The sequence below is a fragment of the Citrobacter sp. NCU1 genome (genome assembly GCF_010231475.1).
Lineage (GTDB): Bacteria > Pseudomonadota > Gammaproteobacteria > Enterobacterales > Enterobacteriaceae > Citrobacter_D.
Map to the genome: position 1 here is coordinate 1 of NZ_NRDO01000005.1, position 13,075 is coordinate 13,075.

At 52.1% G+C, this 13,075-nt stretch carries 10 protein-coding genes; 4 read left to right on the forward strand and 6 right to left on the reverse strand.

What is annotated here, in order from left to right:
• Window positions 1–93 (reverse strand): FAD-binding protein (locus CJP72_RS01645; RefSeq protein ID WP_162379170.1); only part of this gene is annotated, 93 nt, incomplete at its 3' end.
• Window positions 83–1,717: an anaerobic glycerol-3-phosphate dehydrogenase subunit A gene (gene glpA, locus CJP72_RS01650; RefSeq protein WP_162379171.1), complete on the reverse strand. Its 1,635-nt coding sequence runs from the start codon at window positions 1,715–1,717 to the stop codon at window positions 83–85. The genes CJP72_RS01645 and glpA, both read right to left, overlap by 11 nt.
• A 271-nt stretch (window positions 1,718–1,988) precedes the next feature.
• Here glpA and glpT point away from each other — a divergent pair, with 271 nt between their 5' ends.
• From glpT to inaA, 3 genes are all read left to right on the forward strand, one after another.
• A complete protein-coding gene (gene glpT / locus CJP72_RS01655) occupies window positions 1,989–3,347 on the forward strand; it encodes a glycerol-3-phosphate transporter (protein ID WP_162379172.1) in 1,359 nt (452 codons plus the stop codon).
• A 4-nt stretch (window positions 3,348–3,351) separates the two neighbouring features.
• Window positions 3,352–4,428, forward strand: coding sequence for a glycerophosphodiester phosphodiesterase (gene glpQ, locus CJP72_RS01660; protein ID WP_162379173.1), 1,077 nt, complete (start codon window positions 3,352–3,354; stop codon window positions 4,426–4,428).
• A gap of 286 nt (window positions 4,429–4,714) precedes the next feature.
• A complete protein-coding gene (gene inaA, locus CJP72_RS01665; RefSeq protein ID WP_162379174.1) occupies window positions 4,715–5,365 on the forward strand; it encodes a lipopolysaccharide kinase InaA in 651 nt (216 codons plus the stop codon).
• A 13-nt stretch (window positions 5,366–5,378) separates the two neighbouring features.
• Here the strand turns inward: inaA and yfaE are convergent, their stop codons facing one another.
• The 4 genes from yfaE to ubiG all read right to left on the reverse strand — a co-directional run bounded on the left by yfaE (window position 5,379) and on the right by ubiG (window position 10,231).
• A complete protein-coding gene (yfaE, locus tag CJP72_RS01670; RefSeq protein ID WP_162379175.1) occupies window positions 5,379–5,633 on the reverse strand; it encodes a class I ribonucleotide reductase maintenance protein YfaE in 255 nt (84 codons plus the stop codon).
• Window positions 5,633–6,763 carry a class Ia ribonucleoside-diphosphate reductase subunit beta gene (gene nrdB / locus CJP72_RS01675; RefSeq protein ID WP_162379176.1) on the reverse strand — a complete coding sequence of 377 codons (1,131 nt, stop codon included), beginning with the start codon at window positions 6,761–6,763 and terminating at the stop codon, window positions 5,633–5,635. Before nrdB ends, yfaE begins: the two co-directional genes overlap by 1 nt.
• 116 nt (window positions 6,764–6,879) lie before the next feature.
• Complete coding sequence (gene nrdA, locus CJP72_RS01680) at window positions 6,880–9,165, reverse strand: class 1a ribonucleoside-diphosphate reductase subunit alpha (protein WP_162379177.1); 2,286 nt, start codon at window positions 9,163–9,165, stop codon at window positions 6,880–6,882.
• A 337-nt stretch (window positions 9,166–9,502) separates the two neighbouring features.
• On the reverse strand, window positions 9,503–10,231 hold the full coding sequence (ubiG, locus tag CJP72_RS01685; RefSeq protein WP_162379178.1) for a bifunctional 2-polyprenyl-6-hydroxyphenol methylase/3-demethylubiquinol 3-O-methyltransferase UbiG: 729 nt from the start codon (window positions 10,229–10,231) through the stop codon (window positions 9,503–9,505).
• A gap of 158 nt (window positions 10,232–10,389) precedes the next feature.
• Here ubiG and gyrA point away from each other — a divergent pair, with 158 nt between their 5' ends.
• Complete coding sequence (gene gyrA / locus CJP72_RS01690; RefSeq protein ID WP_162379179.1) at window positions 10,390–13,053, forward strand: DNA topoisomerase (ATP-hydrolyzing) subunit A; 2,664 nt, start codon at window positions 10,390–10,392, stop codon at window positions 13,051–13,053.
• Window positions 13,054–13,075 lie beyond the last annotated feature (22 nt).

Below are 13,075 nucleotides of genomic sequence, written 5' to 3' on the forward strand. Positions count from 1 at the left end.
GACAATAGCGCAGCGGAGTCCGTTTTTTTGCAGTTGCAGGCCGCACAGTAATCCGGCGAGACCTCCGCCCATAATGACCGTATCAAATTTCATTCTGCTGCTCCTTCCCCTTCTCCATACCGCATAATCCCTGATAAACCCAGCGGGTGAATTCACTCTCGCGCAGCGCATCACCCCAGGCGATAGGCTGTACCCCTTTCCAGCGTTCATTGAGGAATTGAGAAAGCTGGGTGATAGATTGCGCGGCGGTGGTGACATTAAAGCGTTGTAGCAGGCCGGCGGCGCGACAGGCGCACAGTTCGCCCTGGCAGGTTCCCATCCCGACCCGGGTCCGGCGACGTAAATCCAGCAGGCTGTTCACGGTTAAATTTTCGACCGCATACTGAACTTCTCCCGCCGTGACCGCTTCGCATTCACAGACCAGACTGCGATGCTGACGCCCTTCACTTAGCCATGCTGGCGTGCGATCGCCGTGGCGATACACGGCAGAGCCGCGCAACGGCGCTGGCAGGGAAATGATGCGGCGTAGCGTATTTTCAGTGGGTTCCTGCGAGCCGGGCAGCGCAGTTTGCGCTGTAACGCAGGGACGGCTGTTGCCCAGTTTGCGGCAAACGGCGTCGGTTGCCCATTCTGCCATCAGGCGGTAGGTCATTAGCTTCCCACCGGTAATGGTGATAAACCCGTCCAGACCATCACGTTCGGCGTGGTCAAACAGCACAATGCCACGGCTAACGTTACGCCCGCTCGGATCATCGTCGCTGGCGACCAGCGGTCGTACACCGGAGTAAGCGCGTAGAATGCGCGTTTTCGCCATTACCGGAGCCAGTTTTTCACCTTCACGCAGCAGGATATCAACCTCTTCGGCGGTCACGCGGTTGCTGTCAATATCCTTGTAATCGATGTGCGTCGAGGTCGTACCGATCAGCGAAATGGTATCGCCTGGAACCAGAATATCGGCATCGGATGGTTTCCGGCAGCGGTTGATCACATGCTGGTTAATACGGTGATCCATGATGAGCAGCGACCCTTTCGCCGGAAACATGCGGATACTGAGGTCTGCATATTCAGCGATGCGCTGACCCCAAATGCCGGCGGCGTTCACCACGACCGGCGCGTGTAGAGACTGGGTTTCGCCTGTCAGATGGTTGCGCACATTGACGCCGCACACGGTTGCCCCTTCGCGAATTAAGCCGGTCACTTCGTGCGCCGTCAAAATGGTGGCGCCGTGCTCTTTCGCATCCAGCATGTTGGCGGCGGTCAGTCGGAAAGGATCAACAGTGCCATCCGGCACTTTGACGGCACCGATCAGCGCAGGGTTTACCGCAGGCTCAATGATCCGCGCCTGTTGGGGATCGATCGCCTCAGCACGGATCCCGGCGTCTTCGCAGGCGCGAATAAAGGTCGCCTGAAAAGATAATTCATCTTCTGGCAGGGTAATAAAAAGGCCGTCGGTGGGTTCCACACAATGGCGGGCAACCCTTTTCAGGATCTGATTTTCGCTAATACACTCGCGAGCGGATTCGGCATCCGTCACCGCGTAACGCGCGCCGCTGTGCAGCAGTCCGTGGTTACGACATGTTGCGCCGGTCGCGATGTCATGACGCTCGACTAAGATGACGCGTAATCCGCGTAATGCACAGTCGCGGGCAATCCCTGCACCCGTGGCGCCTCCGCCAATGATAATCACGTCACTTGATTGCGAGTCGCGAGTTTTCATTGTTTTTCCTCATTGTTCGTTTTTTTATCATTTAGCCATATAAAAAATATGGTTTGTTTGATTTCGCGCATAATCGCTCATGATTCGAAATTGAAACGTGATTTCGTGCACCTTTTGGAACATTTGTCATAAGGCTGTAACAATATGTGCTGTAATTCACATTAACGCCATGTATCTTTCCTTAACATCGCGACCACACTGGGAGCAGAGGGGCTGTTTGAACGAACTGCGGTGTCTATCTCAAAACTAAATACGGCCACGGAGGCTACATATGCTAAGTATTTTTAAACCAGCGACGCACAGCACGCGTTTGCCAGCGGCAGAGATTGACCCGACGTATCGTCGGTTGCGCTGGCAAATATTTTTGGGGATTTTCTTTGGTTACGCCGCGTACTATCTGGTACGTAAAAACTTTGCTCTGGCGATGCCGTATCTGGTTGAGCAGGGCTTTTCCCGTGGCGATCTTGGTTTTGCTTTGTCAGGGATTTCCATTGCATACGGTTTTTCAAAATTCATCATGGGGTCAGTTTCTGACCGTTCGAATCCGCGCGTTTTCCTGCCGGCAGGTCTGATTCTGGCGTCGGCAGTCATGTTGTTCATGGGCTTTGTGCCGTGGGCGACGTCAAGTATCGCGATTATGTTCGTCCTGTTGTTCATCTGCGGGTGGTTCCAGGGGATGGGGTGGCCGCCGTGTGGCCGTACTATGGTGCACTGGTGGTCGCAGAAAGAACGCGGCGGCATTGTTTCTGTCTGGAACTGTGCGCATAACGTGGGCGGCGGTATTCCACCGTTGCTGTTCCTGTTGGGGATGGCCTGGTTTAACGACTGGAAAGCGGCACTTTATATGCCAGCGTTTGGCGCAATCATTGTTGCGTTCTTTGCCTTTGCGATGATGCGTGATACGCCGCAATCCTGTGGCTTGCCGTCTATCGAAGAGTACAAAAACGACTATCCGGACGATTACAACGAGAAAGCAGAAGAAGAGCTGACTGCGAAGCAAATCTTTATGCAGTACGTGTTGCCGAACAAACTGCTGTGGTACATCGCGATTGCTAACGTGTTCGTGTATCTGCTGCGTTACGGCATCCTCGACTGGTCACCGACCTATCTGAAAGAAGTGAAACATTTCGCGCTGGATAAATCATCCTGGGCCTATTTCCTTTATGAATATGCCGGTATTCCGGGCACGCTGCTGTGTGGCTGGATGTCGGATAAAGTCTTCCGTGGTAACCGTGGGGCGACCGGCGTGTTCTTTATGACGCTGGTGACTATCGCCACCATCGTTTATTGGATGAACCCAGCGGGTAATCCAGGTGTGGATATGGCGTGTATGATCGTTATCGGCTTCCTTATCTATGGTCCGGTCATGCTGATTGGTTTACACGCTCTGGAACTGGCACCGAAAAAAGCGGCAGGTACGGCGGCAGGCTTTACCGGCCTGTTCGGGTATCTGGGCGGTTCCGTGGCGGCGAGCGCCATTGTGGGTTACACCGTCGACTTCTTCGGTTGGGACGGCGGTTTCATGGTGATGATCGGCGGCAGCGTGCTGGCGGTTATTCTGCTCGTTGTAGTGATGATTGGCGAAAAACGTCATCACGAAGAACTGACGCTGAAACGCAGCGGGAGCTAATCAAATGAAAATGATGCTAAAGAGTCTGAGCGTTGCGCTGATGATGGCTGGAATGGCGATGGGAAGCAGCGCGGTTGCCGCCGATAAAAGTGACAAAACCGTGATTGCCCATCGCGGTGCCAGCGGCTATTTGCCTGAACATACGCTGCCCGCCAAAGCGATGGCGTATGCACAAGGCGCAGATTATCTGGAACAGGATTTGGTCATGACCAAGGATGACCGTTTAGTCGTTCTCCATGACCATTATCTTGACCGGGTCACCGATGTTGCCGAACGTTTTCCAGACCGGGCGCGTAAAGACGGTCGCTACTACGCCATCGACTTCACGCTGGATGAAATTAAGTCGCTGAAATTTACCGAAGGCTTCGACATTGAAAACGGTAAGAAAGTGCAGAGTTATCCAGGGCGCTTCCCGATGGGGAAATCTGATTTCCGGGTTCATACCTTTGAAGAAGAGATCGAGTTTGTTCAGGGCCTGAATCACTCGACCGGTAAGAACATCGGCATTTATCCGGAAATGAAAGCGCCGTGGTTCCATCACCAGGAAGGGAAGGACATCGCGGCGAAGACGCTGGAAGTGCTGAAAAAGTACGGTTACACCGGTAAGAAGGATAACGTGTATTTGCAGTGTTTTGATGCCGCAGAATTGAAGCGCATCAAGCACGAGCTGGAACCGAAAATGGGGATGGATCTCAACCTGGTTCAGCTGATTGCGTACACCGACTGGAACGAAACACAGCAGAAACAGCCGGACGGCAGTTGGGTTAATTACAACTACGACTGGATGTTTAAGCCAGGTGCAATGAAGCAAGTCGCGGAATATGCTGACGGCATCGGCCCTGACTACCATATGCTGATTGACGAAAAGTCTAAGAAGGGGAATATCCAACTCACTGGCATGGTACAGGACGCCCATCAGAATAAGATGGTGGTGCACCCTTATACCGTTCGTGCTGATCTGCTTCCGGAGTATGCGACCGACGTAAACCAGCTTTACGACATTCTGTATAACCAGGCGGGTGTTGACGGGTTGTTTACCGACTTCCCGGATAAAGCGGTCATGTTCCTGAATAAAAAATAACGGCTCGCGCGGTTAGCGCAGCAAAACTGCACCCCAAAGGTGGAAAGTCCACTGAGTAAGGTGCAGTTTTTTTTGCGTCGACGTTTGCTAATGAATTTGCTGAGTCAGTCGGAAGATAATCATCATTCGAAATGAATTTATGCTGTGAATGAAATTGATCGTGAAGGTCTTGCCCACATTTTCCTCAGAAATCCACTATTCAGCACGAATATCTTAAGATTTACTTAACTTAAACTTTATATTTACCGCCGGAAATAGTATCGGGTCAGAATAACGGGCGGTAGGTATGGCATTGTCAGCAACACACAATGAATTTGAGCGCTGGTGGGCAACGGAAGGGGATTGGGTCGAAGAACCTAACTACCGTCGTAATGGGATGAGTGGTGTGCAGTGCGTGGAGCGTAACGGCAAAAAAGTCTATGTTAAACGCATGACCCAACACCTGTTTCACTCTGTGCGTTATCCTTTTGGTCGCCCGACCATTGTTCGTGAAATCGCGGTAATTAAAGAGTTGAAAAGCGCGGGTGTTATCGTGCCTGAAATCATCTACGGCGAAGCGACAAAGGTCGAGGGTGAGTGGCGTGCGCTGCTGGTCACCGAAGACATGGCAGGGTTTGTCAGTATTGCTGACTGGTATCATCAACATGCCGAAACACCGTATCCTGATGATGTGCGTGAAGCGATGCTGAAAGCCGTGGCAGTCGCCTTTAAAAAGATGCACAGCGTGAATTGCCAACATGGCTGCTGCTACGTTCGCCATATCTACGTGAAAACGGAAGGTACGGTTGAGGCAGGTTTCCTGGATCTCGAAAAAAGCCGCCGTCGTTTACGTCGCCATAAAGCGGCTAATCATGATTTTTCACAGCTGGAAAAGTATCTTGACCCAATCCCGAAAGCGGACTGGGAGCAGGTGAAAGCGCATTACTACGCGCTGTAACGCGCACTACATTCTACATTTCAAGTTCGATATCTCCTCTTGCCTTGCAACAGCAGGGCAAGATTTCCCCAGGTTGCACAAAGGCCAGAGGCTCTGCTATCCAGTCAACCTGACCGGCGACCAGCCGAATTCGGCAGGAACCGCAATAACCTTCCCGGCACTGATACTCAACGTTGACGTTATGCGATTCGAGCGCGGTAAGCAGGGAAGGATGTTCATCCTGGCACAGTAACTGTGTGCCAGTGATGCGAAGCGTCACGCGTCCCATCAGAGCTGGAAGTTGCTCAGATCGTCGGTATCGACTTCGGCGTCGATCTGCCCGACCAGGTAAGAGCTGACTTCGACTTCCTGCGGCGCAACCTGCACGTTATCCGAAACCAGCCAGGTGTTGATCCACGGGATCGGGTTTGAGCGCGTTTTAAAAGGCAGATCCAGACCAACCGCTTGCATACGAATATTGGTGATGTACTCAACGTACTGGCACAGAATATCTTTATTCAGGCCGATCATTGAGCCGTCGCGGAACAGATAATCCGCCCACTCTTTTTCCTGCTGCGCGGCCAGCACAAACAGGTCATAGCACTCTTGCTGACACTCCTGGGCAATTTCCGCCATTTCCGGATCGTCAACACCGCTGCGCAGCAGGTTCAGCATGTGCTGAGTGCCAGTGAGATGCAGCGCTTCATCACGCGCGATCAGACGAATGATTTTGGCGTTACCTTCCATCAATTTGCGTTCTGCAAAGGCAAAAGAGCAGGCAAAGCTGACATAGAAACGGATAGCTTCCAGCGCGTTAACGCTCATCAGGCACAGGTACAGCTGCTTTTTCAGCGCTCGCAGGTTCACCGTGACGGTTTTGCCGTTGACGTTATGCGTGCCTTCGCCCAGCAGATGCCAGTAGCTGGTCATTTCAATCAATTCATCGTAGTAATGCGAAATACCTTCCGCACGTTTCTGAATCTGCTCGTTAGTGACGATGTCGTCAAAAACAACGGCCGGCTCGTTAACGATATTACGAATAATATGGGTGTACGAACGGGAGTGGATCGTCTCGGAGAAAGCCCATGTTTCTACCCAGGTTTCCAGCTCAGGAATGGAAATAAGTGGCAGGAGCGCCACGTTTGGGCTGCGTCCCTGGATAGAATCCAGCAATGTCTGATACTTCAGGTTGCTGATGAAAATATGCTTTTCGTGATCGGGTAAGGACTGGTAGTCGATACGATCGCGAGAAACGTCAACTTCTTCCGGACGCCAGAAAAAAGAGAGCTGCTTTTCGATCAGCTTTTCGAAGATGTCATATTTTTGCTGATCGTAGCGTGCCACGTTGACCGGCTGACCGAAGAACATCGGCTCTTTGAGCTGGTCGTTTTTCGTCTGTGAAAAGGTGGTATATGCCATTGATGTGAGTCCTGTCGGAGTGTAATGCCGGGTGGCGCTTCGCTGACCCGGCCTACAACGCCTCGAAATGATTTGTAGGCCGGATAAGGCGTTTTACGCCATCATCCGGCAAAAAATTAAATCTTACATGCGCCGCTTTCGCAGCCATCGTCCTGAATAGACGGCGCCAGATCGTCCTGCGCATCTTCAGCACCGTCGCGGGTGTTGTGATAGTACAGGGTTTTCACGCCAAATTTATAGGCGGTCAGCAGGTCTTTCAACAACTGCTGCATCGGCACTTTACCTGACGGGAAACGTGTCGGGTCGTAGTTGGTATTGGCGGAAATCGCCTGATCGATAAATTTCTGCATGATGCCGACCAGTTGCAGGTAACCGTCGTTATTCGGCATTTCCCACAACAGCTCATACGCGTCTTTCAGCGATTCATAATCAGGTACTACCTGGCGCAGAACACCATCCTTCGAAGCCTTGATACTGACATGACCGCGCGGCGGCTCAATGCCGTTGGTGGCATTGGAAATCTGCGAAGAGGTTTCGGACGGCATCAGAGCGGAAAGCGTGGAGTTACGCAGACCAAAGGTCTTGATGGACTCACGCAGCGTTTCCCAGTCAAGATGCAGCGGTTCATTGGCGACCGCATCGAGATCTTTCTTATAGGTGTCGATCGGCAGGATCCCTTGCGCGTAGGTGGTTTCGTTAAACCACGGGCAGGCACCTTGCTCTTTCGCCAGTTCGTTAGAGGCTTTCAGCAGGTAATACTGAATGGCTTCAAACGTTTTGTGCGTCAGGTTATTGGCGCTGCCATCAGAGTAACGTTTGCCGTTTTTCGCCAGCCAGTAGGCGAAGTTGATCACGCCAATACCCAGCGTACGACGACCCATCGCACCGCGTTTTGCCGCAGGGATCGGGTAATCCTGGTAATCCAGCAGGGCATCCAGTGCACGAACCGCCAATACCGCCAGCTCTTCCAGTTCATCCAGGCTGTTAATTGCCCCCAGATTGAACGCGGAAAGGGTACATAGCGCAATTTCGCCGTTCTCATCGTTGACGTCAGTCAGCGGCTTGGTCGGCAATGCGATTTCCAGACACAGGTTAGACTGGCGTACCGGCGCAACCTGAGGGTCAAACGGGCTGTGGGTGTTGCAGTGGTCAACGTTCTGAATATAGATACGGCCTGTAGAAGCACGTTCTTGCATCATCAGGGAGAACAGCTCAACAGCTTTAACACGTTGCTTACGGATGCTGTCGTCTTTTTCGTATTTGGTGTACAGGCGCTCAAATTCGTCCTGATCGGCGAAGAACGCGTCGTACAGACCCGGGACGTCAGACGGACTGAACAGGGTAATGTCTTCGCCTTTCAGCAGACGGGTATACATCAGTTTGTTGATTTGTACGCCGTAGTCCATGTGACGCACGCGGTTGCCTTCAACGCCACGGTTGTTTTTCAGCACCAGCAGGCTTTCAACTTCCAGATGCCACATCGGGTAGAACAGCGTTGCCGCACCGCCGCGTACGCCACCCTGAGAGCAGGATTTCACCGCCGTCTGGAAGTGCTTGTAAAACGGGATGCAACCGGTGTGGAATGCTTCACCGCCGCGAATCGGGCTGCCCAGCGCACGGATGCGACCGGCGTTGATACCGATACCGGCACGCTGGGAGACATATTTCACAATCGCGCTGGAGGTCGCATTGATTGAGTCCAGGCTGTCGCCGCACTCGATCAGCACACAGGAGCTGAACTGACGCGTCGGGGTACGCACGCCCGACATGATCGGCGTTGGCAGAGAAATCTTGAACGTGGAGACCGCGTCGTAAAAACGTTTGACGTATTCAAGACGAGTTTCACGCGGGTAGTTAGAGAACAGGCACGCCGCGACCAGAATATAGAGGAATTGCGCGCTCTCGTAGATTTCACCGGTGACACGGTTTTGTACCAGGTATTTACCTTCTAACTGCTTTACGGCGGCGTAGGAGAACGTCATATCGCGGTCATGCACGATAAACGAATCCATCTGCTTGAACTCTTCTTCCGTGTAGTCTTCCAGCAGATGATTGTCGTATTTACCCATTTCAACCATTTTAGTCACATGGTCGAACAGTTTGGGGGGTTCAAACTCACCGTACGCTTTCTTACGCAGATGGAAGATAGCCAGACGCGCAGCCAGATACTGATAATCCGGTGCGTCGCGCGAGATCAAGTCTGCAGCCGCTTTGATGATCGTTTCGTGAATATCGGAAGTCTTAATACCGTCGTAAAATTGAATGTGAGAGCGCAGTTCAACCTGAGAAATCGATACGTTATTCAGCCCTTCTGCCGCCCAATCCAGAACTCGGTGGATTTTGTCGAGATTGATGCGCTCTGTACTACCATCACGCTTTGTCACCAGCAGACTCTGATTCATGTTTTACCTGTCCGTGAAAGAAAAAATATCCCCTGGCTTATCCACTTGTGACTAACTCTGTGGATAAATACTATATGTAGGGGTTGGGTGTTAAAAGAAACGCTATATGGTGAGTATTCTAGTAGGGATTCTTTTCAGTACAAGAGTTGATTTTGAGGTTAAATTGAGGTTGCAAAAGGGTAAGAAACGCTAAGTGCGCGTCTTATAAGGCCTGGAGGCCATGTCAATAATTCGCAAAAAAAAATGAAAATTTGATCGAGTGCTGATTTCTTCGGCGAAGAATAAAAAGATTGCGCCTTATGATGCAGCGCAATCTTTATAAGCAGAACTGATAACGTCAGTCGTTTTTTGCCGTTGTATGCAACATGTAGTTAACATCAACGCCTGGGCCTAATTTGAACGAATTGGTGATCGGATTGTAGTGCAGCCCGGTCATGTGGCGTTCTTTGAGGTCAGTCTGATCAACCCAGCCTAACAGTTCAGCGGGTTTAATGAATTTTTTCACATCGTGCGTACCTTTGGGCACCATGCGCAAAATATACTCAGCGCCCACAACGGCCATTAGCCAGGATTTCCCGTTGCGATTCAGCGTGGAGAAAAAGACGTCGCCGCCGGGTTTCACTAACTGCGCGCACGCTCTGACGACCGATTGCGGATCCGGGACATGTTCCAGCATTTCCATACAGGTCACGACATCGTACTGATGCGCATGTTTCGCCGCGTGTTCCTCAACGGTTTCCTGCACGTATTCCACCTGGATACCGCTTTCCAGCGCATGTAACTTTGCCACCTGCAGCGGCTCAAAGCCCATATCGAGGCCGGTGACCGTTGCGCCTTCACGCGCCATGCTCTCTGCCAGAATGCCCCCGCCACAACCGACATCGAGCACCTTTTTACCAAACAGGCCGCCTGAGCGCCCGGTAATGTAGCCCAGTCGCAAAGGATTGATGCGGTGCAGAGGCTTAAATTCTCCCTCAAGATCCCACCAGCGCGACGCGACTGCTTCAAACTTGGCAATTTCTTCATGGTCAACGTTGTGGGTTACCGGGGGTTTTTCGGCATTCATGGGTGCTTCTACTCCTTATTTAGCAAGACGAATGAGTATATCAGCCTGACGGGACGAATAAAGCCTCTCAAGGAGGCAATCCATTTACCTGTATTAGCGTGGTTGTGTTATAATTTGCGACCTTTGAATCCGGGAAACAGTAGAGGGATAGCGGTTAGATGAGCGACCTTGCGAGAGAAATTACACCGGTCAACATTGAGGAAGAGCTGAAGAGCTCCTATCTGGATTATGCGATGTCGGTCATTGTTGGCCGTGCGCTTCCGGATGTCCGAGATGGCCTGAAGCCGGTACACCGTCGCGTACTTTACGCCATGAACGTATTGGGCAATGACTGGAACAAAGCCTACAAAAAATCTGCCCGTGTCGTTGGTGACGTAATCGGTAAATACCATCCCCACGGTGATTCCGCGGTGTATGACACCATTGTTCGTATGGCACAGCCCTTTTCGCTGCGTTATATGCTGGTGGATGGTCAGGGTAACTTCGGTTCTATCGACGGTGACTCTGCTGCGGCGATGCGTTATACGGAAATCCGTCTGGCAAAGATTGCCCATGAATTGATGGCCGATCTGGAAAAAGAGACGGTAGATTTCGTAGACAACTATGACGGCACGGAAAAAATTCCTGACGTCATGCCGACCAAAATTCCTAACCTGCTGGTGAACGGTTCGTCCGGTATCGCCGTTGGTATGGCGACCAATATCCCGCCGCACAACCTGACGGAAGTGATCAACGGCTGTCTGGCGTATATCGACGATGAAGACATCAGCATTGAAGGGCTGATGGAACATATTCCCGGCCCGGACTTCCCGACAGCGGCAATCATCAATGGCCGTCGCGGCATTGAAGAAGCCTATCGTACCGGTCGCGGTAAAGTGTACATTCGCGCGCGTGCGGAAGTTGAAGCTGACGCAAAAACCGGTCGCGAAACCATCATCGTTCATGAAATCCCGTATCAGGTGAACAAAGCTCGCCTGATCGAAAAGATTGCTGAACTGGTGAAAGATAAACGCGTTGAAGGTATCAGCGCGCTGCGTGACGAGTCTGACAAAGACGGCATGCGCATCGTGATTGAAATCAAACGCGATGCGGTTGGGGAAGTGGTACTGAATAACCTCTATTCCCAGACGCAGCTGCAGGTCTCCTTCGGTATTAACATGGTTGCGTTGCACCATGGTCAGCCGAAGATCATGAACCTGAAAGACATTATTTCTGCGTTCGTGCGCCACCGTCGTGAAGTGGTGACTCGCCGTACTATTTTTGAACTGCGTAAAGCCCGCGATCGTGCGCATATCCTCGAAGCATTGGCGATTGCGCTGGCGAACATTGACCCGATCATTGAGCTTATCCGTCGTGCGCCAACGCCTGCGGAAGCCAAAGCGGCGTTGATCGCGCGCTCATGGGATCTGGGCAACGTGGCTGCCATGCTGGAACGTGCGGGTGATGACGCGGCACGTCCTGAATGGCTGGAGCCGGAGTTCGGCGTACGTGACGGTCAATACTATCTGACCGAACAGCAGGCGCAGGCGATTCTGGATCTGCGTTTGCAGAAACTGACCGGCCTTGAGCACGAAAAACTGCTCGATGAGTACAAAGAGCTGCTGGAGCAGATCGCGGAACTGTTGCACATTCTGGGCAGCGCCGATCGTCTGATGGAAGTGATTCGCGAAGAGATGGAATTAATTCGCGAGCAGTTTGGCGATAAGCGTCGTACTGAAATCACCGCCAACAGCGCGGACATCAACCTTGAAGACTTGATCAACCAGGAAGATGTGGTTGTGACGCTGTCTCACCAGGGTTATGTGAAGTATCAGCCGCTTTCTGAGTACGAAGCGCAGCGTCGTGGCGGGAAAGGTAAATCTGCCGCACGCATTAAAGAAGAAGACTTTATTGACCGACTGCTGGTGGCGAATACGCACGATCATATTCTGTGCTTCTCCAGCCGTGGCCGCGTCTACTCCATGAAAGTCTATCAACTGCCGGAAGCGAGTCGTGGCGCACGTGGCCGTCCGATCGTCAACCTGCTGCCGCTTGAGCAGGATGAACGTATCACCGCGATTTTGCCAGTGACTGAGTTTGAAGAAGGCGTGAAAGTCTTCATGGCGACAGCCAACGGTACGGTGAAGAAAACCGTTCTGACCGAGTTCAATCGTCTGCGTACTGCGGGTAAAGTGGCGATCAAACTGGTCGAAGGCGATGAACTGATCGGCGTGGATCTGACCAGCGGTGATGATGAAGTCATGCTGTTCTCTGCCGAAGGTAAAGTGGTTCGCTTTAAGGAAGCCTCTGTTCGTGCGATGGGTTGCAACACCACCGGTGTTCGCGGTATTCGCTTAGGCGAGAGCGACAAAGTGGTTTCGCTTATCATCCCACGTGGTGAAGGCGCTATCCTGACGGCAACACAAAACGGTTACGGTAAACGTACGGCGGTAGAAGAGTACCCAACCAAGTCGCGTGCGACGAAAGGGGTTATCTCTATCAAAGTCACCGAACGTAACGGTTCTGTTGTCGGTGCGGTACAGGTAGATGATGCCGACCAGATCATGATGATCACGGATGCCGGTACGCTGGTACGTACACGCGTCTCCGAGATAAGCGTGGTAGGGCGTAACACCCAGGGCGTTATCCTCATCCGTACTGCGGAAGATGAAAACGTGGTGGGTCTGCAGCGTGTTGCTGAGCCTGTTGATGATGAAGAACTGGATTCAATCGACGGTAGCGCCGCAGAAGGGGACGATGATATCGCTCCGGAAGTGGAAAGCGACGATGACGTCTCAGACGCAGACGATGCTGACGACTCTGCGGAAGATGCTGACGAGTAATCACCTTGAAATGCAAAGGGCC